General features: G+C 60.2%; 23 protein-coding genes and 1 pseudogene. 11 read left to right on the forward strand and 13 right to left on the reverse strand.

Going from position 1 to position 21,780, the window contains the following annotated elements; all coding sequences use genetic code 11:
- Positions 1–9: 9 nt before the first annotated feature.
- Positions 10–888, reverse strand: coding sequence for a hypothetical protein (locus ACZ1HA_RS16900; RefSeq protein ID WP_472714715.1), 879 nt, complete (start codon positions 886–888; stop codon positions 10–12).
- A gap of 136 nt (positions 889–1,024) precedes the next feature.
- Positions 1,025–1,852 (reverse strand): 2,3,4,5-tetrahydropyridine-2,6-dicarboxylate N-succinyltransferase, encoded by an 828-nt coding sequence (gene dapD, locus ACZ1HA_RS16905; RefSeq protein ID WP_472714716.1) that lies wholly within the window; start codon positions 1,850–1,852, stop codon positions 1,025–1,027.
- A gap of 168 nt (positions 1,853–2,020) precedes the next feature.
- Here dapD and ACZ1HA_RS16910 point away from each other — a divergent pair, with 168 nt between their 5' ends.
- Positions 2,021–2,869, forward strand: coding sequence for an LOG family protein (locus tag ACZ1HA_RS16910; protein ID WP_472714717.1), 849 nt, complete (start codon positions 2,021–2,023; stop codon positions 2,867–2,869).
- 6 nt (positions 2,870–2,875) lie between these two features.
- Here the strand turns inward: ACZ1HA_RS16910 and ACZ1HA_RS16915 are convergent, their stop codons facing one another.
- The 3 genes from ACZ1HA_RS16915 to ACZ1HA_RS16925 form a co-directional block, all read right to left on the reverse strand.
- Complete coding sequence (locus tag ACZ1HA_RS16915; protein WP_472714718.1) at positions 2,876–3,622, reverse strand: DsbA family protein; 747 nt, start codon at positions 3,620–3,622, stop codon at positions 2,876–2,878.
- Positions 3,622–4,806, reverse strand: a complete 1,185-nt coding sequence (gene rlmN, locus ACZ1HA_RS16920) for a dual-specificity RNA methyltransferase RlmN (RefSeq protein ID WP_436398428.1) — start codon at positions 4,804–4,806, stop codon at positions 3,622–3,624. The genes ACZ1HA_RS16915 and rlmN overlap by 1 nt, the downstream gene beginning before the upstream one ends.
- Before the next feature lie 120 nt (positions 4,807–4,926).
- The gene (locus tag ACZ1HA_RS16925) at positions 4,927–5,454 is read right to left on the reverse strand and encodes an invasion associated locus B family protein (protein WP_375229505.1); all 528 of its coding nucleotides are present in this window, start codon (positions 5,452–5,454) and stop codon (positions 4,927–4,929) included.
- Positions 5,455–5,629: 175 nt separating this feature from the next.
- Here ACZ1HA_RS16925 and ACZ1HA_RS16930 point away from each other — a divergent pair, with 175 nt between their 5' ends.
- Positions 5,630–6,625, forward strand: a complete 996-nt coding sequence (locus tag ACZ1HA_RS16930; protein ID WP_472714719.1) for an asparaginase — start codon at positions 5,630–5,632, stop codon at positions 6,623–6,625.
- Here ACZ1HA_RS16930 and ACZ1HA_RS16935 read toward each other — a convergent pair.
- Both ACZ1HA_RS16935 and serB read right to left on the reverse strand, forming a co-directional pair.
- Complete coding sequence (locus ACZ1HA_RS16935; protein WP_472714720.1) at positions 6,612–6,926, reverse strand: YciI family protein; 315 nt, start codon at positions 6,924–6,926, stop codon at positions 6,612–6,614. The two genes, ACZ1HA_RS16930 and ACZ1HA_RS16935, sit on opposite strands and share 14 nt — an antisense overlap.
- Positions 6,927–6,982: 56 nt before the next feature.
- Positions 6,983–7,861, reverse strand: a complete 879-nt coding sequence (serB, locus tag ACZ1HA_RS16940) for a phosphoserine phosphatase SerB (protein ID WP_472714721.1) — start codon at positions 7,859–7,861, stop codon at positions 6,983–6,985.
- A 158-nt stretch (positions 7,862–8,019) separates the two neighbouring features.
- Here serB and ACZ1HA_RS16945 point away from each other — a divergent pair.
- The 3 genes and pseudogenes from ACZ1HA_RS16945 (at position 8,020) to ACZ1HA_RS16955 (ending at position 11,655) form a co-directional block, all read left to right on the forward strand.
- Positions 8,020–9,173, forward strand: a pseudogene (locus tag ACZ1HA_RS16945) (phosphoserine transaminase).
- Positions 9,174–9,234: 61 nt separating this feature from the next.
- Positions 9,235–10,830 (forward strand): phosphoglycerate dehydrogenase, encoded by a 1,596-nt coding sequence (serA, locus tag ACZ1HA_RS16950; protein ID WP_472714722.1) that lies wholly within the window; start codon positions 9,235–9,237, stop codon positions 10,828–10,830.
- Between the two features lie 96 nt (positions 10,831–10,926).
- Positions 10,927–11,655, forward strand: a complete 729-nt coding sequence (locus ACZ1HA_RS16955; RefSeq protein ID WP_472714723.1) for a metallophosphoesterase family protein — start codon at positions 10,927–10,929, stop codon at positions 11,653–11,655.
- Here ACZ1HA_RS16955 and ACZ1HA_RS16960 read toward each other — a convergent pair.
- The 4 genes from ACZ1HA_RS16960 to ACZ1HA_RS16975 all read right to left on the reverse strand — a co-directional run bounded on the left by ACZ1HA_RS16960 (position 11,623) and on the right by ACZ1HA_RS16975 (position 14,896).
- A complete protein-coding gene (locus ACZ1HA_RS16960; protein WP_472714724.1) occupies positions 11,623–11,964 on the reverse strand; it encodes a hypothetical protein in 342 nt (113 codons plus the stop codon). The genes ACZ1HA_RS16955 and ACZ1HA_RS16960 overlap by 33 nt on opposite strands.
- Before the next feature lie 47 nt (positions 11,965–12,011).
- On the reverse strand, positions 12,012–13,052 hold the full coding sequence (tdh, locus tag ACZ1HA_RS16965; RefSeq protein WP_472714725.1) for an L-threonine 3-dehydrogenase: 1,041 nt from the start codon (positions 13,050–13,052) through the stop codon (positions 12,012–12,014).
- Complete coding sequence (locus ACZ1HA_RS16970; RefSeq protein WP_472714726.1) at positions 13,049–14,236, reverse strand: glycine C-acetyltransferase; 1,188 nt, start codon at positions 14,234–14,236, stop codon at positions 13,049–13,051. Before ACZ1HA_RS16970 ends, tdh begins: the two co-directional genes overlap by 4 nt.
- Before the next feature lie 93 nt (positions 14,237–14,329).
- Positions 14,330–14,896, reverse strand: a complete 567-nt coding sequence (locus ACZ1HA_RS16975; RefSeq protein WP_375229496.1) for a helix-turn-helix domain-containing protein — start codon at positions 14,894–14,896, stop codon at positions 14,330–14,332.
- Between the two features lie 114 nt (positions 14,897–15,010).
- Here ACZ1HA_RS16975 and ACZ1HA_RS16980 point away from each other — a divergent pair, with 114 nt between their 5' ends.
- Entirely contained in the window at positions 15,011–16,189 is a 1,179-nt protein-coding gene (locus tag ACZ1HA_RS16980; protein ID WP_472714727.1) for an acetyl-CoA C-acyltransferase family protein, read from the forward strand.
- 6 nt (positions 16,190–16,195) lie between these two features.
- On the opposite strand, the gene ubiB is transcribed toward ACZ1HA_RS16980, so the two are convergent.
- Complete coding sequence (gene ubiB, locus ACZ1HA_RS16985; RefSeq protein ID WP_472714728.1) at positions 16,196–17,743, reverse strand: 2-polyprenylphenol 6-hydroxylase; 1,548 nt, start codon at positions 17,741–17,743, stop codon at positions 16,196–16,198.
- Between the two features lie 3 nt (positions 17,744–17,746).
- Positions 17,747–18,499 (reverse strand): bifunctional demethylmenaquinone methyltransferase/2-methoxy-6-polyprenyl-1,4-benzoquinol methylase UbiE, encoded by a 753-nt coding sequence (gene ubiE / locus ACZ1HA_RS16990; RefSeq protein ID WP_472714729.1) that lies wholly within the window; start codon positions 18,497–18,499, stop codon positions 17,747–17,749.
- A gap of 116 nt (positions 18,500–18,615) precedes the next feature.
- Here ubiE and ACZ1HA_RS16995 point away from each other — a divergent pair, with 116 nt between their 5' ends.
- The 5 genes from ACZ1HA_RS16995 to rpsT all read left to right on the forward strand — a co-directional run bounded on the left by ACZ1HA_RS16995 (position 18,616) and on the right by rpsT (position 21,703).
- Positions 18,616–19,023 carry a hypothetical protein gene (locus tag ACZ1HA_RS16995; RefSeq protein WP_472714730.1) on the forward strand — a complete coding sequence of 136 codons (408 nt, stop codon included), beginning with the start codon at positions 18,616–18,618 and terminating at the stop codon, positions 19,021–19,023.
- A complete protein-coding gene (gene mutM / locus ACZ1HA_RS17000) occupies positions 19,016–19,867 on the forward strand; it encodes a bifunctional DNA-formamidopyrimidine glycosylase/DNA-(apurinic or apyrimidinic site) lyase (protein ID WP_375229491.1) in 852 nt (283 codons plus the stop codon). Before ACZ1HA_RS16995 ends, mutM begins: the two co-directional genes overlap by 8 nt.
- A 65-nt stretch (positions 19,868–19,932) precedes the next feature.
- On the forward strand, positions 19,933–20,709 hold the full coding sequence (locus ACZ1HA_RS17005) for an enoyl-CoA hydratase (RefSeq protein WP_375229490.1): 777 nt from the start codon (positions 19,933–19,935) through the stop codon (positions 20,707–20,709).
- Between the two features lie 71 nt (positions 20,710–20,780).
- A complete protein-coding gene (locus ACZ1HA_RS17010) occupies positions 20,781–21,245 on the forward strand; it encodes a hypothetical protein (RefSeq protein ID WP_472714731.1) in 465 nt (154 codons plus the stop codon).
- A 194-nt stretch (positions 21,246–21,439) separates the two neighbouring features.
- A complete protein-coding gene (gene rpsT, locus ACZ1HA_RS17015) occupies positions 21,440–21,703 on the forward strand; it encodes a 30S ribosomal protein S20 (RefSeq protein ID WP_300033136.1) in 264 nt (87 codons plus the stop codon).
- Positions 21,704–21,780 lie beyond the last annotated feature (77 nt).

Here is a 21,780-nt window from a genome sequence, read left to right on the forward strand (position 1 = left end):
GCACCGTTGTTAGTGTTTGGCGAATGGCACCACAACGGCTTTTTCCATCAGCTCTTCGGGCGGCCAGCCACCATAGGGCTGCCAGTCAAAGAACATCTCATGCAGATGCCGCACACCGGCAACAATAGGCACCCGGAATTCCGGCCGCAGCCGGAGGTACCTGTCAGCCTGCTCCTGCCAGCGAAACGCCATTTTTTCCTGGGCGTCGCGGGTCTCGATCGCATCCAGCAATATCAATGCTGTGCAACCGGCATAACCAGGGTGCTCCGGATCGAGTGAGGCTTTTTCGACCACCTCGCCCGGGAACCAGTCGCCGAATTCCGACAGAACGCAACTGCCCGCCAGACAATTATCAAGCGCCCGGCGATGTACCCCAACCGTTTCGGCCTCAGCCACCGAACAGACCCTGTCCCTGATCTCGTCCGTCATCGAACAGGCAATCCGGCGCAGCAACCGCTGCAGGTCTTCGGCGTCGTAGGTCATGAGATCCCTGGCAGGCACCCGCTGTTCAGGTGTGGCGCGGTGTACACCCTGCAGCCGCCAGAACCCGTTCATCAGCGTTGCGCGAACGGGCGACGGACCTTCAAGGTATTTCTCGCGAAGGCGTTTCCAGTTGGTGGACAGGTCGTCCGTACCGGCCCCGCCCTGCAGCCGATCTGCGATCAGCAGCGCTGTCGCCGTCATGAAAGGTCCGGTGCCCCGTCCGGGCGATGCCGCAAAAGCCATCAGATCCGCATGGATCAGCTTTGCATCCGCCGGGCGCATGACGCACCTCTGATCGAAAATGATCTTTCGCAGAACAGGTTTGAGCCCTGGCTTCATCAGCGCTGACAACTCGCCAAAGCCCGTCGATGCAATGGAGCGCAGATCCGCAGTAACCTGCAGCACCGGAAAAGATATCTGATGAGAACCCTGACGCATAAGGTCGGCCTAAAGAAGTATCCTGGCCGGAATAGTTCATGCTCCCGGCGATTACCGGGAAATCCTGGGGCAGCTTTGCCCCAGGTCTTAACGGTTGTTTACCTCAGTCGCGCAGCAGCTCGTTGATCGAGGTCTTCGAGCGCGTCTGCGCGTCCACTTTTTTGACGATCACCGCGCAATAGAGGTTCACACCGTTTTTCGACGGCATGGAGCCTGCCACCACAACGGAGCCCGCCGGCACTTCGCCATAGGTGAACTCACCTGTCTCACGGTCGACAATCTTGGTGGACTTGCCAATGAACACACCCATGCCCAGCACGGAGCCTTCGCGCACGATGCAGCCTTCGACCACTTCGGACCGCGCGCCGATAAAGCAGTTATCTTCAATAATTGTCGGGCCCGCCTGCATCGGTTCCAGCACGCCACCAATGCCGACGCCGCCGGAGAGGTGCACGTTCTTGCCGATCTGCGCACAGGAACCGACGGTGGCCCAGGTGTCGACCATGGTGCCTTCGTCAACATATGCGCCAAGGTTCACAAACGAAGGCATCAGCACAACGCCCGGCGCGATATAGGCCGACTTGCGGACCACACAGTTCGGCACCGCGCGGAAACCGGCGGCTTTCCACTGGTCATCGCCCCATCCGGCGAATTTGCTGTCGACCTTGTCCCACCAGCCGGAACCCTGCGGGCCGCCGGACTGCATTTCCATGTCTTTGATCCGGAAACCAAGCAGCACCGCTTTTTTAGCCCATTGGTTCACGTGCCAGTCGCCGCTGTCCTGCTTTTCGGCGACGCGCAGCGTGCCACTGTCCAGAGCGGCGAGCGTGTCTTCGATCGCGTCACGGGTCTCACCGGTCGTTGCAGGCGTGATGGTATCGCGGGCCTCCCAGGCAGATTCGATCGCGGCTTCAAGCTGTGCGTTGGACATGGGCGGTCTCCGTTTTATGAAAATTTCAGGTTGTCGGGCCTATACAAGGCCACAACCGCCTGTGCAATCGTTCGCGAAAAGCACAGGCCTGTGAAGAATGATCCCGGACCATTGCATCCCGCGCGCTGACATGCGCCCCTGTGACATACCGGAAATTCGGAGAAGACTATGACGGAACGACGCCACAAACATCCGCTGCGGGACGCGCACACCGACCGCGACGCGGCCCTGACGGTACCGGACACCCCACAGACCCGTGCCCCAGCCTACCGGCTGGCTTTTACGGACCAGGATTTCATGTGCCGCGAGGAACTCCGGCCCGTGCGGTTGCAGCTGGAACTGCTGAAGCCGGAAATGCTGCTGGATGAACATAACATCACCAGCACCATCGTGCTCTTTGGTGGCGCGCGCATCCCCCGCCCGGTGGACAAGGACAAAGCGCGCACGAAAACGCTGGCTGAGCTGTCGCATTTTTATGATGAGGCAAGGGAATTTGCGCGCCTGATGACACTGCAAAGCCTTGAAAGCGAAGGTCGGGAAAATGTTGTGGTCACCGGTGGTGGCCCAGGCGTGATGGAGGCCGGAAACCGCGGCGCACAGGACGCAGGCGGCCATTCCATCGGGCTGAATATCGTCCTGCCGCACGAGCAGGCGCCCAACGAATTCGTCACACCCGAGCTGTGCTTCAACTTTCACTACTTCGCCATCCGCAAAATGCATTTCCTGATGCGCGCCCGGGCGATCTGTGTCTTCCCCGGCGGGTTCGGCACAATGGACGAGCTTTTTGAAACGCTCACCCTGATCCAGACCGGGCGGATGCAGCGTGTGCCGGTCCTGCTTTTTGGCCGGGCTTTCTGGGAGAAAATTCTGAACTGGGACGCTCTTGCAGATGCGGGTACGATCTCGGACGAGGATCTCGATCTCTTCCGCTTTGTCGAAAGCGCCAGCGAGGCGATGGATCTGATCGAAACATGGGAAGACGCCCCTGCACGCGACAGCCTGCCAGGCAGGAACTGACCCTTATCAGGTGCAGGTCAGCGGGCCTGCGTCGCGCTCAAGGTCGATCAGCTGGTTGAGATCCGGCGGGCTGATGGCACCTATCACCAGCGTGCGGCCGATGACTGTGCCCGGCGTTCCGGGGATCCCAAGCTGGCCGCCCAGGGCCAGGCTGGTGCTGAGCTTGCGGTTCACCCGGCCGCTGTCAAACTCACGACGCAGCATGTCCGGCAGCAGATCAATTGCCTCGGCCATCCGGCCCAGCGCCGCAGGACCGGGGCGCAGATTGTGATGCCAAAGATACGCCCGCGCAGCAGCACCCCTGCCCAGGAATTCCGCAGCAATCACCGCTTTGGCAGCGCGGTATGAACCCTGACCCAGCAGCGGCATCTCGTGCCAGATCAGACGGATCGGCGCGCCGCCATCCCGCAAAGCAATCAGCCGGGCGTCCAGGGTTTTGCAGTAGGGACAGTTAAAGTCACTGAATACGGCCACAGGTACCCGGTCCGCTGTCCATCCGCCCGGCCCGAACAGCGCCTGACACGGATTGCCGGGCGGTACTGGATCCGGATTCGCCGGTTCAGGCAGGCGACTCTCAAGGCCGATCAACGCAACGTTGACCGAAGAAACAGCACCACCCTGCACCCGTCTGAAGCCATCGAAACCAGGCAATGGTGTGAATTCCATCTGTGATGGCAACCGGCGCAGCACAGGCGGCACCGCAATGGCTGCTGCCATCAGCCCACCGATAACCAGCAGATCACGCCGGCGCATCAGCTTTCAGCCAGACCCGCTTCAGCTTCAATCTGGCGACGCGACTTGCGTGCGCGTTCGGTCGCCGATTTCAGCTGGCCACATGCTGCCATGATGTCCTCGCCCCGTGGCGTACGGATCGGTGACGCATAGCCTGCCTGGTAGACAATATTGGCAAAGGCCCGGATGCGGTTGTTGGACGACCGCCTGTAGGGTGCGCCCGGCCATTCGTTGAACGGAATAAGGTTGATCTTGGCCGGAATGCCGTCGATCAGTTCAACAAGCCGGTGCGCATCTGCGTCACTGTCGTTCACGCCATCCAGCATCACATATTCAAAGGTGATCCGCTCGGAATTCCGCCCGCGCGGGTAGGCGCGCAGCGCCGCCAGCAGCGTTTCAATGTTCCAGCGTTTATTGATCGGCACCAGCCTGTCGCGCACCTCGTCCGTGGTCGCGTGAAAACTCACCGCCAGCTGGCAGCCAATCTCATCTGCGGTGCGCTCGATTTCGGGCACAACACCCGACGTGGACAGGGTGATCCGGCGGCGCGAGAGCTGGATCCCTTCTTCGTCCATGGCGATCTTCATCGCATCCCGCACATTCTCGAAATTATAGAGCGGCTCGCCCATGCCCATCAGAACGATGTTGCTGAGCAGACGCACCTCGTTTTTCGGTGCACCGATCTCCGGCCATTCGCCCAGATCGTCGCGGGCCACCAGCACCTGACCGATGATCTCGCCCGCTGTGAGGTTCCGCACCAGTTTCTGTGTGCCGGTATGGCAGAACGAACAGGTCAGGGTGCAGCCTACCTGGCTGGAGATACACAGCGTGCCGCGCCCTTCCTCAGGAATATAAACGACCTCGACTTCGTGGCCCCCCGCGATCCGCACAAGGTATTTGCGGGTGCCATCATCGCTGACCTGCCGGGTCACGACTTCCGGCACCTCAATGACAAATTTCTCTTTCAGGTCAGCGCGGTACGTTTTGGCAAGGTTGGTCATCGCGTCAAAATCGCGGACCCCCCACTGATAAATCCACTGCCAGATCTGGCCGACCCGCATTTTCGCCTGCTTTTCAGGTGTGCCTGCCGCAATCAGTGCTGCGCGCATCGCGTCGCGGGTCAGTCCGACAAGATTGACCGGCCCGTCCGGCAGCTTGCGCGGAATGGTGTGTACGTCCTGCGTAATCGGCGCTGTGGCTGACATCTGAGCTTTCCCGGTTTGCGTGGATGCGCCTCTATATAAGGATTCCGGCGCAATTCAAAAGGAAAAGCCCGCAGACACGTTAACGTGTCGCGGGCCCGATACGCAGGTCATCACTGCGGGTCAGTTGCAGCGTTTCTCTGCATCCTCAACCGCCGCCGTAAAGCCCAGCAGTGAGAACGTGTCCTTTGTTGTTGTACCGCGGCTGGAAATGCCCGTCACAACCGCGTTTGCCCCACGCTTCATGGCGCTGACCAGCTTGGCGTCGTCTGAAGGGGTGGTTGGCCACGCCCATTCACCTTCGGTGAACATAATGAACTCCGTACCACCGATGTTCACACTGACCTGGCTGTCCTCACGGAACGGATAGCCACCGGTGAAGGATACCTGCCCGGCCACATTCGCGCCCGGCTGGTAGGAAACCATCAGCAGGATCTGCCCCCGGGTGGCCGCTACAACGCGCCCGTCACGTGTATTCACAGTTTCGGTTGGAACCGAAACACCCCAGCATTCCTTGGGATTGTCTTCGACAAACACGTTCCAGTCTGTCTTGGTCGCTACACGGTTACTGCTCTGCTCCTGCGCTGTCGCACCGGATGCAAGCATCGCAAGGGATGCAGCAAAACCAAAAATAGCAAATGAATTCCGCATGTTTACAGCCTCCAGCCGTATCTGACCTCAAGTTTTTCGGATCCGGCGGCGTCGATTTTTATGAAACGCTCTCTTGCCAGTCCGGTTGTTCTTCCCGACAAGAACCACAATAGCGCGAATTGCACAGCGCCTGAAAGACCGATCAGCAGCTTTTCGCTGGAAAGTGAAGGAAAAAATGGCACAACCTGTGGTGATGACAGAAATCTGGCGTGGCGACTTTCTGGAAAGCGTCCATACAGGCCATGCGGTAGTCTGTGATGAGGCCGGTGAAATCGTCGCTGCCTGGGGTGATCCGGACCGCACTGTGCTGTCCCGCAGTTCGTCCAAGATGATCCAGGCGCTGCCGCTGATCAACTCCGGTGCCGCTGATCAGGCAGGGCTGACAAGCGAACACCTGGCGCTCGCCTGCGCCTCGCACAATGGCGCGGCCATTCACACAGAGCGGGTCAGAAACTGGCTGCAGACTCTTGGGCTGGATGATGATGCGCTGCGTTGCGGGCCGCAGGAGCCCCAGGACCAGACCGCACGGGACGGTCTGATCTGTGCAGGCGAATCGCCGTGTCAGCACCACAACAACTGCTCAGGCAAACATACGGGGTTTCTGACCCTGAACCGCCATCTCGGGGGCGGCGCAGAATACATCGACGCGGACCACCCGGTGCAGAAGGCGGTTCTGGACTCCTTTGAGCGGGTCACGGACGAGACGTCGCCGGGTTATGGCATTGATGGATGCTCTGCGCCCAACTTCGCGGGCAGCCTGCACGGCATGGCGCGTGCAATGGCCCATTTCGCCGCCAGCCCGCACGGCAGCGCGGAGGCCCGCCTGCGTGAGGCGATGTGCCTGCATCCTGAGCTCGTCGCCGGCGAAGGCCGTGCCTGCACCGTTCTGATGCGCGCCATGAACGGCCGGGTTGCGCTCAAAACCGGTGCCGAAGGATTTTTCACCGCGATCATCCCGGAGAAAAAGATGGGTGTTGCCCTGAAAATCAGCGACGGCACCACCCGTGCTTCAGAATGTGCGATTGCCGCAATTCTGGTCAAACTTGGCGTGTTAGAACCTGATCATCCGGAAACACGGCGGTACATGAATGCCCCGATCACCAACCGTGCGGGTCGTCAGACCGGCTGGATCGAGACCGGCACAGGAGCTGCACTGATTACATCTCAATGACTTCGGCAACCTCGACCGTGCCGGACCCGTCTGCAACCATCGGACAACCCTTGGCCATGGCCACGGCATCCTCGACCGTTTCGGCGGAAATCACCGTGTAACCGGACAATGGATTTGCGCCGCCGTGATCGTCGACCCCCTCAGCCGATACGGTTTTCGACATGCCGACGGGATTCCCCGGAATCACAACGGCTTCTCCCATCCCCATGAACCAGGACTGCCAGGCCGCCATGGCCTTTTCACCCTCTTCTTTTGTCTCGGGTATCGTACCGCCGTGATAGGCAAAAACGTACTGTGGCATGCTGTTCCCTCCCTGTTTGGCTGGGTACAGTGTAGCACAGATTGCAGCTGCTGGCCTCAGAAGTGGACGAAATCCGCCTGTGCATAGCCCTGAATGTACAGAAGCGCCGTCAGATCGCCGTGATTTATCCGCACGTCGCACTGCGCTGCCACACTGGGTTTTGCATGCAGCGCGACACCCGTTCCGGCCAGTCCCAGCATGCCCAGATCATTGGCGCCGTCCCCAACGGCGATCACATCCGCCGGACTGATCCCGAGGCGGGCGGTGATCTCGTTCAGCGCATCGACTTTCGCCTGCTTGCCCAGGATCGGCAGGCCAACCTCTCCGCTCAGCGTCCCGCCATCTGTCAGCAGGGTATTCGCGCGGTTCTCATCGAAACCCAGTTCGGCAGCAACGGCGCTGGTAAAGGCAGTGAACCCGCCGGATACCAGCGCAGCATGTCCGCCGTTCGCCTTCATTGTTGCCAGCAGCGTGTGACCACCGGGCATGAATTCGATGCGCTCTGCCAGCACCTTGTCAATGATACTGACGGGCAGCCCCTTAAGCAGCCCGACCCGTTCGCGCAGGGCGTCATTGAAGTCCAGCTCTCCGTTCATGGCGCGGGCCGTGATGTCTTTGACGCGCGCGCCGACACCAGCCTCATCGGCCAGCTCGTCGATGCATTCCTGCCGGATCATCGTGCTGTCCATGTCAGCCAGCAGCATCCGTTTACGGCGATCCGCGGACGGCTGCACCACCAGATCAAGACCAATGCTCTGCAGATCCGCCCAGACGTTCCATTGATTGGACGGAACCTCCGGCATGCCGAACTCAGCGGCAACATCCGGGGCCAGCCAGCGCAGGTCACCGCCGCCCCAGGCGTTGCGCAGCGCATCAACCGCGTGGGGGTCCAGCGCGCGGGCATCCGGCGCGCTCATCAGGGTGACTGTGAACATGTCTGAAGTTTCCGATCCGCAACCAGGGTGTCGCAAAAAAGCGTTCGGGCGACGTATTAGACCGCTTTTTGTGATTGCACCAGAGGGGCCCGCCCCTTAAATCCGTCCGTGGGACACCCTTCCCCAACGAAGGGCGCATATCTGGAAGGATAGCAACAATGGCTACTCAACAACCGGCAGCGCGGCCGGCCAATCCGCGTTTTTCATCCGGCCCCTGTGCCAAACCCCCGCATATGATCTGAGCAGGTTGGCCTCCGCCCCTCTGGGCCGGTCACACCGTGCTGCCCCCGGCAAGGCCAAGCTTCTTGCCGCGATCGAAACGACCCGCGAAGTGCTGGGCGTTCCGGCAGATTACAAAATTGGCATCGTGCCGGCCTCTGACACAGGCGCGTTCGAGATGGCGATGTGGTCGCTGCTGGGCGAACGCCACGCCGAAATGGTCGCCTGGGAAAGCTTCGGCGCGGGCTGGGTCACCGATGTCGCCAAACAGCTGAAGATCGCGCACACCGTACACACTGCGGATTATGGCGAAATCGTCGATATGGCCGCACTGAACTATGACAATGATGTCTGTTTTACCTGGAATGGTACCACATCCGGCGTGCGCCTTCCCTCGGGCGATGTGATCCCGGCAGACCGCGCGGGCCTGACGCTTTGCGATGCGACCTCTGCGGCCTTCGCCGTGGACCTGCCCTGGGACAAGCTCGATGTAACGACATTCTCTTGGCAGAAAGTGCTGGGGGGAGAGGCCGCCCACGGGATGCTGATCCTCAGCCCGCGCGCTGTGGCGCGCCTGGAAAGCTATACGCCGCCCTGGCCTTTGCCCAAGATTTTCCGCCTGACAAAGGGCGGTAAACTGATCGACGGTATCTTTACCGGTGCGACGATCAACACACCGTCGATGCTTTGTGTCGAAGACTATCTGCTGGCGCTCGGCTGGGCGAAATCTGTGGGTGGACTGCAGGGGCTGATCGCCCGGGCAGATGCCAACACAGCAGCCGTTTCCGCCTTTGCAGAGACACATGACTGGATTGACTTTCTGGCCAGCGACCCGGCGACCCGCTCGAATACGTCCGTCTGCCTGAAGTTCACCGATGACCGGATTACAGATGGTGCCGCCTTTGCCAAGGCCGTTGCCAAACGGCTGGCGGACGAAAACGTGGCGCTCGACATCGGGGCCTACCGCGACGCGCCTCCGGGTCTGCGCATCTGGTGTGGCGGCACCGTAGAGACCTCCGACATCGAGGCGATGCTGCCCTGGCTGGCATGGGCCTTCGAGGCCGAGATCGAGGCACTGGCTGTGTCGGCGTAATCCGCCGACACGAAACCGACAAAACACCGACGTTATACCGACATTCAGAATGGAGCCCAAAATGGCCCCCAAAGTACTCATCTCCGACAAACTCTCGGAAGCTGCCGTTCAGATTTTCCGCGACCGTGGCATCGATGTGGATTTCCAGCCCGACGTGGGCAAGGACAAGGAAAAACTCGCCGCAATCATCGGTGACTATGACGGCCTTGCGATCCGCTCGGCCACCAAAGTCACCCAGAAGATCGTTGATGCCGCCAGCAATCTCAAGGTCATTGGCCGCGCGGGCATCGGCACAGATAACATCGACAAGGATGCTGCCTCGCAGAAGGGCATCATCGTGATGAACACGCCCTTCGGCAACATGATCACAACGGCCGAGCACGCCATTGCGATGATGTTCGCCGTCGCCCGCCAGATCCCCGAGGCTTCCACGTCGACCCATGCGGGCAAGTGGGAAAAATCGAGGTTCATGGGGACAGAGCTGACGGGCAAAACCCTCGGCGTGATCGGTGCCGGCAACATCGGCGGAATCGTCTGCGACCGGGCCCGTGGTCTGAATATGAAGGTGATCGCCTATGATCCCTTCCTCGGTCAGGAAAAGGCCGACGCCATGAAAGTGGAAAAGGTTGAACTGGACGAACTTCTGAAGCGCGCTGACTTCATCACGCTGCACGTGCCCTTTACCGAAGCCACAGCCAATATCCTCAGCCGTGAAGCTCTCGCCAAAACTAAAAAGGGTGTGCGGATCATCAACTGCGCACGCGGTGGTCTGGTGGACGAGGAGGCCCTGGCCGAAGCGCTGCAGTCCGGACATGTGGCCGGTGCCGCCTTTGACGTCTTTGCGCAGGAGCCGGCGAACGAAAATCCGCTCTTCAACCTGCCCAATGTCGTCTGCACCCCGCACCTTGGTGCCGCAACGACCGAAGCGCAGGAAAACGTGGCCCTTCAGGTCGCCGAACAGATGTCAGACTATCTGCTGACGGGCGCCGTAACCAACGCGCTCAACATGCCCTCCGTGACTGCCGAAGAGGCCAAGGTCATGGGGCCATGGGTCAACCTCTCCGGCCATCTCGGTGCCTTCATCGGGCAGATGACGGACGAGCCGATCAAAGCCATCAACATTCTCTATGACGGCTCGGTTGCCGAAATGAATCTGCAGGCGCTGAACTGCAGCGTCATTGCGGGCATCATGAAAAAGGTAAACCCGGACGTGAACATGGTCTCGGCCCCCGTCATTGCGCGGGAACGGGGTATTCAGGTTTCGACCACGAACCAGGCCAAGTCGGGTGCGTTTGACGGGTATATCAAAGTCACTGTCGTAACAGCGAAACGCGAACGTTCGGTTGGCGGCACCGTGTTCTCGGATGGCAAGCCGCGGTTTATCCAGATCAAGGGCATCAACATCGATGCCGAGATCGGCGCGCATATGCTTTATACCACCAACGAGGACGTGCCGGGCATCATTGGCGCGCTGGGTCAGACTATGGGTGACAACGGCGTGAACATCGCGAACTTTACCCTTGGCCGTGCCGAAGCGGGCGGCGAGGCAATCGCCCTGCTTTATGTCGATGAACCCGTACCCGCTGAGGCGCGGGCAAAGCTGGCGGAAACCGGTCTCTTTACCCAGATCAAACCACTGCAGTTCGACGTCGCCTGACCTCAGTTTCTTCAGACATGGAAAGGCGCCTGGTTTACTCCGGGCGCCTTTTCTTTTCCGCGCCGATGCGGCAAGACCCGCACAAGGGAGCACGTTATGACCCAGCCTGTTTACGCCATCGGCGACATTCACGGACAGCTCGAAGACCTGCACCGGGTTCTGGAGCTGATCGAAGCGGATGGCGGCAAGGATGCCGAAATTGTATTTGTCGGTGACTATGTGGACCGCGGACCGGACAGCAAAGGTGTGGTGCAGTTGCTGCTGGATGCACAGACCACGGGCAGACCATGGCATATGATCAAGGGCAATCATGACCGGTACCTGACCAGGTTCCTCGACTACTGTATCGTGCATGATCCTGCGACACGCCCAGATCTCTTCTGGTTTAACCCGCGTCTTGGCGGCGACAAAACGCTGGCCTCCTACGGTGTTACGGCAGAAGACGGCGGGCCACTGGTCGAAATCCAGCAGGAAGCGCAGGCCGCCGTGCCGCAGGTGCACCGTGATTTTCTGAACGGTCTGCCACTGACACACAGCCACGGAGACCTGCTGTTTGTGCACGCCGGGATCCGGCCCAAAGTGCCGCTGGACCAGCAGGTGGAGGATGACCTGATCTGGATCAGGCAACCCTTTCTGGAATACCGCAGATCGTTCGGGCCGCTCATTGTCCACGGGCATACCGCGCTGGATCACCCGGTACACGCAGGCAACCGGGTCAATCTGGACGGGGGCGCGGGCTATTTCCGGCCACTGCATGCGGCTGTGTTTGAAGGCCGCGACTGCTGGCTGCTGTCAGAGAGTGGCCGTGTTCCGCTGCGGCCATAGGGCGACGGCGATCATCGCCCAGGCCAGCAGCCCCTGGCTGTGTGCACTAAGGTTCGTTCGCCACGAGAAGGTCATCAGCTGTGCCAGCAGGTCCGGCCCTGGCGGTGCGCCAACAACCAGCTGACGCGGCAGGTTTTCAAAAAGGAACCCATAGTAGGTGTAGTACACCTGCGGCGACAGCCAGACGAAGAGCACAAACAGCACCACTGCCAGCACCAGACGCAGCCACCAGACACGCCCCTTAGCAGCGCGGCGTGTCACCCAGAGCGTCAGGACGCACAGCACCGCCGAGAGCAGGGCAAGACCCACCTGCCCCATCTGTGTCAGCGCAAAGAAGCTGTCTTCGGCGTATGTGCTCAGCGGGTCCAGTCGAGCACCACCTTCCCGGACTGGCCAGAGCGCATCGCGGCGAAACCGGCCTCAAAGGCGTCGGCAGAAAACCGGTGCGTGATTACCCGGCTTACATCCAGCCCGTTCTGCAGCATCGCAATCATCTTGTACCAGGTTTCAAAAATTTCGCGTCCGTAGACACCTTTGATCGTTATGGCCTTAAAGACAATCTCACTCCAGTCGACCGGGCTTTTCCCGGGCGGAATGCCCAGCATCGCGATGCGGCCGCCCATGGTCATGGCGCCGACCATCTGATCCAGCGCGCGCTGGTTGCCCGACATCTCCAGACCCACATCGAAGCCTTGCGTCATCTTCAGATCAGAGACTGTATCGGCCAGATCCTGCTCCGCCACGTTGACCGGCACGACATCAGCAACCGTTGCGGCCAGAGCGAGCCGGTCCGCGTTGATGTCCGTGATCACCACATGCCGCGCGCCTGCGTGACGCGCCACAGCGGCGGCCATGATGCCGATCGGCCCTGCTCCGGTGACCAGCACATCCTCGCCAATCAGATCAAAACTCAGCGCTGTGTGGACCGCGTTCCCCAGCGGGTCGAGGATCGCCCCGATGTCATCCGAAATGTCGTCCGGCAGCGGCACCACATTGAATGCCGGCAGGCACAGGTATTCGGCAAACGCCCCCTGTTCGTTAACACCGATCCCGCGAGTTGCCGGATCGAGATGGAATTTCCCCGCGCGGCTTTGCCGTGAGGTCTTGCCGATCAGGTGCCCTTCGCCGGAACAGCGCTGCCCGATCTGCAGGTCGGTCACATCGCGGCCCAGCTCGACGATCTCTCCGGCGAATTCATGACCCGTGATCATCGGAACAGGCACCGTGCCGGCGGCCCAGTCATCCCAGTTCCAGATATGGATGTCTGTGCCGCAGATGCCGGTTTTGTGGATGCGGATCAGCACATCATCCGGTCCGGGTTCAGGCACCGGGGCATGCGTCATCCACAGGCCCTCGCGGGCGTGAAGTTTGCTCAGTGCTTTCATTTCATTTGTCATGTGATCACCCCGCAGGCCCTGCCGGCAATTTCGAATGCCGTCAGTGCCCTGTCCAGTTCGGCCCGTGTCAGAGACGCATTCATCTGCGTCCGGATGCGCGCCTGCCCCCGCGGGACCACCGGAAAAAAGAAACCCGAAACAAAGACACCCTCTTCAAAAAGACGCGCCGCCATGTCCTGCGCCAGCTGCGCCTCTCCAAGCATCACCGGCACAATCGGGTGTTCACCCGGCAGAAGATCAAAACCCAGCCGGGTCAGCCCCGCGCGCCAGTAAGCGGTATTCTCAAACAGACGGGTGCGCAGATCATCACCCGCCTCGACAAGGTCCAGTGCTTTCAGACCCGCAGAAACTATGGATGGCGGCAAAGAGTTGGAAAACAGATAAGGCCGCGCGCGCTGACGCAGCAGGTCAATGACTGGCTGCGGGCCGGCGATATATCCGCCGATGGCCCCGCCCAGCGCCTTGCCCAGGGTGCCGGTGACGATATCCGCGCGGATACCCGCTGCCGCTGGCGTGCCCGCACCTTTGGGACCGATGAAACCGGTGGCATGGCAGTCATCCACCATGATCATTGCATCGTACCGGTCTGCCAGAGCGCGGATGTCTCTCAGCGGTGCCAGCGTTCCGTCCATGCTGAAGACACCGTCAGTTGCGATCAGAATGAACCGCGCACCTTCCTCGCGGGCCAGCTTCAGCTGACCCTCCAGATCTGTCATGTCCGCGTTGGCGTAGCGGTATCTTTTCGCCTTACAGAGCCTGATTCCGTCGATAATTGACGCATGGTTCAGCGCATCCGAGACCACAGCATCCTCAGGTCCCAGAAGTGGTTCAAAAAGGCCGCCATTGGCATCAAAACACGCCGCGAACAGAATGGAATCATCCTGGCCGAGGTAGTGCGCCAGCCGTTCTTCCAGCTGGCGGTGGATATCCTGGGTACCGCAGATGAACCGCACCGACGCCATCCCGAACCCGCGTGGCTGCATGGCTTCGCGTGCCGCGTCGATCAGAGCGGGGTGATCTGCAAGACCAAGGTAATTGTTGGCGCACAGGTTGATGACCTCGCGGTCACCCACGGCAATCCGGCCACCCTGAGGAGAGGTGATCATGCGCTCGCGCTTCATCATGCCATCCGCCTCAATCTGGTCCAGCGTTTCGGTGATGTGATCGATGTAGGCTTGCGTCATATCAGACTCCTTTCGCGGGAGTTCTAACATGGCGGACGAATTTCCGAAATAGAAGAATTACATTTTAACGGATAAAATCCGTGTTACCGGATTTCAGGCGTCCTGGACCACCAGAAACACCCGTGCAGCACCCTCTTTGGCGGCAATACGATGCGGGACATCGGCGGCGTATCGTGCTGTATCGCCAGCAGACAGAACAGTTGTGCTGTCACCACTGGTGACGCCGACACTGCCGTCAATCACGGTCAGATGTTCACGCGCGCCCCGGGTATGAGGCTGACTGTCGAGTTCTCCGCCGGCCTCGAATGCAACTTCGTACACCTCGTGTTTACCCGCTTCTTCGGGCGGCGACAGGATCCGGATCCGGCACCCTGAACCAAGATTATCAATCGTCGGAACGTCACTGGCACGCAGGGTTTCGATCTGCGGTGCAGCTGCCGCACCATCCAGCAGGCCAGCAAAATCCACCTGCAGCGCGCGCGTCAGGTTCCACAGCGTTGCGATGGTCGGGCTGCTTTCTCCGCGCTCAATCTGGCTGACCATGGAACGTGAAACGCCCGACAGTTTCGCAACAGCATCAAGGGACAGGCCCTGTGCACGCCGGGCTTCCTTCAGGCGGGCGGGCAGGTGGGAGAGAATAGCATCAGCTGAATCCGTCATATCAGCGGTTTCGCCGATATGGCGGAAACTGTCAACGCAGGCCTGACGGCACGTCGCGGCTGACAAGCCAGACCGCTTCGACCATAGTCGCCACGTCAGCGGATGGAGAGCACTATGACCAGCGAGATCGTAATTCTGGACGGCGCGCGTACGGCGATCGGAACCTTTGGCGGGTCACTCGCCGGAACCACACCCATTGATCTGGGCACCGTGGTGACCAAAGCTGCGCTGGAACGGTCCGGTGTCGAAGGCGCGCAGATCGGGCATGTCGCCTTTGGTCATGTGATCAACACAGAGCCCCGCGACATGTATCTCAGCCGCGTGGCCGCCATCGGGGCCGGTATCCCCGACACAACACCCGCGATGAACGTGAACCGCCTCTGCGGTTCCGGCGCCCAGGCCATCGTTTCTGTGATCCAGTCGCTGATGCTGGGTGATGCCGAATTCGGGCTGGCTGGTGGCGCTGAAAACATGTCCCGCTCGCCCTTCATCATGCCGCAGCAGCGCTGGGGTGCGAAAATGGGCGACGTCAAAAGCCTGGACATGATGCTGGGGGCGCTGAACTGTCCGTTTGGTACGGGCCACATGGGTGTAACTGCCGAGAATGTCGCCGCCGAGCACGGGATCAGCCGCGCGGATCAGGATGCCTTTGCCCTGCAAAGCCAAGAACGCGCAGCTCATGCCATTGAGGCCGGATACTTTGACAGTCAGATCACCCCGGTCGAGGTGCGCGTTAAGCGTGACATGGTCCCCTTCACCACCGATGAACACCCCAAGGCGACAACAGCAGAGGCGCTCGCAGGTCTCCGCCCGGTATTTCAGAAAGACGGGTCCGTCACGGCCGGAAACGCAAGCGGCATCAACGACGGCGCGGCAGCATTGGTGCTGGCAACGGCAGAAGCCGCAGAAAAACAGGGTCTGAAACCCAGAGCGCGTGTCCTGGGATATGCCCATGCAGGTGTCCGGCCAGAGGTTATGGGCATCGGCCCGATCCCTGCGGTCGAAAAACTGATGCAGAAAACCGGGCTGAGCGCGGGCGACTTCGACGTTGTTGAGAGCAACGAGGCCTTTGCCGCGCAGGCCCTCGCCGTGTCCGGCGCGCTGGGTTTCGATCCCGCGCGCGTGAACCCCAATGGCGGGGCCATTGCGCTGGGGCATCCCGTTGGGGCGACGGGCGCAATCATCACGGTCAAAGCACTTTATGATCTGGAGCGCATAGGTGGCAAACGCGGCCTGATTACCATGTGTATCGGCGGTGGTCAGGGCATCGCCATTGCCATCGAGCGGCTCTGACCCGGGTCAGAAAAACAGGTAATCCAGCACTGACAGGGTTACCGCGCCGGATATACCGATCATCACGCCCAGCACCGCGGCCCCTGCCAGCCAGCGCAGCGTGCTGCTGCGCTTCGCCGGCGGCTCCGGGTTGCCCTGACGGATCAGCGCGCCTTCAACCAGGGCCGGCAGGCGCGGTCCGAACCGGCCCATAACACGGGCCGTTTTCGCGATGTCTGTCAGAACCGCCTTCGGGCCGATCGCTTTGGAGATATAGTCCGACACGATGGGCCGCGCGACTTCCCAGATGTTGATCTGCGGGTTCAAAGACCGGGCTACGCCCTCGACCACAACCATCGTCCGCTGCAGCAGAATGAGTTCGGTGCGGGTTTCCATGCCGAACCGTTCCGTTACCTCAAACAGGTAACTCAGCAGACGGCCCATTGAGATCTTGGTGGCGTCCATGCCGAAAATCGGCTCACCCACCGCCCGCAGGGCGCGGGCAAATTCATCCACGTCCTTGTCGGCGGGCACATACCCGGCCTCAAAATGGACTTCAGCCACACGTTTGTAATCGCGCCGGATAAACCCATAGAGGATTTCGGCGTAAACACGGCGGGTGTATTCGTCGATATGACCCATGATCCCGAAATCATAGGCTACGATATTCCCGTTCGGGGCGACCTTCAGGTTGCCCTGGTGCATGTCAGCGTGAAAATAGCCGTCGCGCAGCGCATGGTTCAGAAACAGCTGCAGCACCCGGTCACCAAGAACCACACGGTCGTGGCCGGCGGCATCAATCGCGTCGTTGTCACCCATCGGCGCGCCATCCGCCCAGCCAAGGGTCATGACCCGGCGGGCTGAAAACTCCCATTTCACCGCTGGAAGCTGAAACCCTTCGTCACCCTTGGTATTCGCCGCAAATTCGGCAGCAGACGCAGATTCAAGCCGAAGATCCAGCTCGCCCTGCACCACGCCGTCAAAGTGTTCGATCACCTCAATCGGGCGCAGCCTGCGCGACCCGGGCGAGAAAAAGTCCACGACGGTTGCCGCCAGGTAAAAGGCGTCGATATCCTTGCGGAATGCCCGTTCGATCCCCGGGCGCAGAACCTTGACCGCGACCTCCTCGCCGTTTGAGGCAAGCGTCGCCTTATGCACCTGCGCAATAGAGGCGGCAGCCACAGGTTCGCTGAAATCGGTGAACACCTGATCCACCGGCACGCCCAGCTCGCGCTGCACTTCGGCTTTTGCTTCCTGCACGGAAAACGGTGGCAGTTTGTCCTGCAGCACCCGCAACTGCAGCGCCATTTCATCGCCGACCACATCGGGCCGTGTCGACAGAATCTGCCCAAACTTGATGTATGCCGGACCCAGCGCCGTCAGCGCGCGGGTCACCGGCGGCATGCTGGTATCACCGCGATAGCCCAGAAAAGTGAATGGCATCGCCAGCGTACGCGCGACGATCCGCACGGGTGCGGGCGCTTCGAAGGCATCCAGAACGGCCTTCATGGCGCCGGTCCGCTGGAAGGTCGCACCGGTGCGGATCAGCCGCCAGATATTGTGAGGGCCGCGCATGGCTCAGATTTTCCAGCCGGAATGCAGGCAGGCAACACCCATGGTCAGATTGCGGTACTTCGCATTTTCAAACCCCACGTTCCGCACCATCTGAAGAAACGTCTCCTGATCGGGGAAACGCCGGATCGATTCCACCAGGTACTGATAGCTGTCCCGGTCCCCTGCAATCGCCTGCCCCATACGCGGGATCACATTGAAACTGTAGAGGTCATAAGCCTTCTGCATCGCAGGGTTGGGCAGCTGACTGAACTCCAGCACCATCAGGCGGCCACCCGGTTTCAGGACACGGAACGCCTCGTTCAGTGCTTCCTGCGGACGCGTCACGTTCCGGATGCCAAAAGAGATTGTGTAAACGTCAAAAGTGTTGTCGGCGAACGGCAGCGCCATGGCGTCGCCGGTCACCCAGTCGAGCTGATCAGCCATCTGATCCGCTTCGGCACGTTTGCGCCCTTCGACCAGCATGGATTCGGTCAGATCCAGCACGGTTGCATGCCCATGGCCTGCACGTTTCAGAAACCGGAATGAAATATCGCCCGTGCCGCCTGCAACATCCAGCAGCTTCTGACCCGCACGCGGTGCCAGCCAGTCCATCATCGCATCCTTCCAGAGACGATGCACACCGCCCGACATAACGTCGTTCATTATGTCGTATTTGCTGGCAACCGAGGAAAAGACCCCTTGCACCAGACCCGCCTTGTCGCCTTCGGCCACGGTCTCATATCCGAAATGCGTGGTTTTATTGTCTTCTTCGGTCATCGGGCCTTGTCACCTATGGGTTTCGACCTTGTTATAGGCCTCAGATGGCCGGGCACAATGCGGCCCTTTGGCAACACCGGAACCGGAGCGCAATGCAGCAGGTACAGCAGACTACAGTGAGAGAGACCCGTCTCGCGGGATGGGGCAGAACGCTCCAGCTTCTGCTGGATGCGGGATTTGCGGCGCTGATCGCGGCTGTCATCATCTGGAGTCCTCCGGCGTTTCTGGCGTCTCCTGTTGTTTGGGGTGTTCTGGGCCTGATGATCGTGGTTGCGGTTTACAATCCGGTGTCCCGTTTCCGGGCCGGTCTGATCTGGAACGAAGAGGGCATCCGTCACAAAGGCATCTGGCGCAACGGCCCCCTGTGCCGCTGGCAGGATCTGACGGAAATCCGGCGCAACAGTCATAAACGGGCGGCCATCCTGCATTTTGGTATGATCCGGCGTGTGACCGTGCGCTGGAGCTTTGACGCCTACCGCGAGATTGCTGATCTTGCCGAACGAAAGCTGAAAGAGAATGCCTGAACTGCCCGAAGTAGAAACGGTGCGTCGTGGTCTGACCCCGGCGATGGAGGGCGCGGTGATCGCTCAGGCGGACGTGAACCGACCCGACCTGCGCTGGCCCTTTCCGGAACGCATGGCCGAACGGCTGACCGGCGCGCAGGTGCTGCGGCTGCGCCGGCGGTCGAAATACATCCTCGCCGACCTCGATACAGGCGAAACCCTTCTGATCCATCTGGGCATGTCGGGCCGTATGCTGGTCTCGGGCGACCCGCTGGGTCAGTTTGTGCACGATCATCCTGCACCGGAAAAACACGACCACGTGGTATTCCACATGGACAACGGTGCGCGCATCACCTTCAACGACCCACGGCGGTTCGGGGCGATGGACCTGATGCAGACGGCGGGCGCGGAAACTCACAAGCTGCTGGCGGTGCTGGGACCGGAACCGCTGGGCAACGATTTCCATGAATCACATCTGATCGACGCCTTCCGCGGGCGAATGACTCCGGTGAAATCAGCGCTGCTGGACCAGAAAATTGTCAGTGGTCTGGGCAATATCTATGTCTGCGAGGCCCTATACCGGGCAAAAATTCACCCCAAAAGAAAAGCGGGGCGCATTTCTGAACCCAGGGTTGCAGCGCTTGTGCCGATCATCCGGCAGGTGTTGGCGGACGCGATAGAGGCGGGCGGGTCCTCGCTGCGTGATTTCCGGCAAGCCGATGGAGAGCTTGGATATTTTCAGCACAGCTTTGATGTCTACGGCCGCGAGAACGAGCCCTGTCGCACCCCGGCCTGCCCCGGCGTCATCGGGCGAATCGTCCAGTCGGGACGCTCATCTTTCTACTGCGCGCAATGCCAAAGATAACTTGAAGTGCGCAGGCCGCGTGGTATTGACTGCAATTTCCACGCAACTGAACGAGAGCTTTCTGCATGGCCTACGAGACGATCATCGTTGATGTCGATAACCACGTCGCCCTGATCACACTGAACCGGCCCGATGCGCTCAATGCGCTCAACGACCAGCTGCTGGGAGAGCTGGCAGATGCTCTGTCCGCTGCACAGGACAACGAGAAAGTCCGCTGCATTATCGTGACCGGATCCGATAAGGCATTTGCCGCCGGCGCCGATATTTCGATGATGAAGGACAAGTCCTTCGTGGATGCCTTTGCCGGGGATCTCTTCACGCCTGAAACCGAGCAGATCATGCGCGTGCGCAAACCGATCATCGCGGCCGTATCAGGCTATGCGCTGGGCGGTGGGTGCGAACTGGCCATGATGTGTGATTTCATCATCTGCTCGGACACCGCCAAGTTCGGTCAGCCGGAAATCAATCTGGGCGTGGTTGCGGGCCTCGGTGGGACACAGCGCCTGACCCGCGTGGTCGGCAAATCCAAAGCGATGGACATGAACCTCACGGGGCGCTTTATGGATGCCGAAGAAGCCGAGCGCGCAGGCCTCGTGTCGCGCGTCGTGCCCTGCAAAAAGCTTCTGGAAGAGGCGCAGAATGCAGCCCAGAAAATAGCAGAGAAATCCACGCTGTCTGTCATGGTCGTCAAAGAGGCCGTGAACCGCGCCTACGAGACCACGCTGCGTGAAGGTCTGCTGTTTGAGCGCCGCATGTTCCATTCGCTCTTTGCCACCGAAGACCAGCTCGAAGGCATGTCTGCCTTCCTTGAAAAGCGCGAAGCTCAGTTCCGCGACAAGTAATACCGGGCAGCACGACGGACGATTCTGTTCCCGCACTGTCCACGCCGAAAAACCATTCTTTCAGGAAATTCATGAAAAAAACTGCATTTGCCGTCCTTGCGGCGCTCGCCCTGTCCGCCTGCACTCCGGTCCCGGGTCCTTCACAGAATCAGGAAACTCTCCGGCAAACGCCGGTCACCGAGGACTTTGCAACCGGTCGTGTCAGCTGGCGCGCCGACCGTTCCGCCTTTCGCGGCGGACCCGCGTCCTACAATTATGCATACCGGGCCGTTGTCACAGACGGTGAAATCGAAATTTGCGGCGCCGGAAGCTATTCGCGCAAGAACGATATCTCGGAAACCATGTCTGTAATGCGCGATGCTGTGGTTCTTCTGGACGGACAGATCATCATGCAGGACATGCGGTTTTTCAACGACGTCGGACCCGCGACGGGCCTGTTGGGCAAGATGGCCAACTGCAAAAAAACCGGCGTCGACTTTCCGGGCGGGTCGCCGGAAATTATCGTCGGTACTTTCAGCAGAACAGTTCTGCGCTGACCAGGACGGACCGGTAACGCAGGACCTGACCAGATTTTGGGTTTCCAAACACTGCAGGTCCGGCTATAGACCGCGCCAGACATGCGCGTGCAGCCCGCTCAGGCTAGAATCACCTCAGGGACAGTTTTGTCCGTCCGGGTCCTGCGTTGCGCAATACGACCGAAACAACGAACCCGAGAAAAGGTTTTTCACGCATGGCAAATTCGCCCCAGGCCAAAAAACGCGCCCGTCAGAACGAAGCCCGTTTTCAGATCAACAAAGCACGCCGCTCGCGCATCCGCACATACCTGCGCCGCGTCGAGGAAGCGATTGCTTCCGGTGACAAAGACGCGGCAACTGCTGCACTGCGCGCCGCACAGCCCGAACTGATGCGCGGCGTCACAAAAGGTGTTTTCCACAAAAACACAGCTGCCCGGAAAATGTCCCGTCTGTCTTCGCGGGTCAAAGCGCTGGGCTGAACCAGCTGCCAGCCGAGTCTCAAAAAGCGCCGTTTTTGCGGCGCTTTTTTTATATAAAAAAGGGCGTACGCAGCCGC

It is taken from the genome of Roseobacter sp. S87 (genome assembly GCF_055693285.1).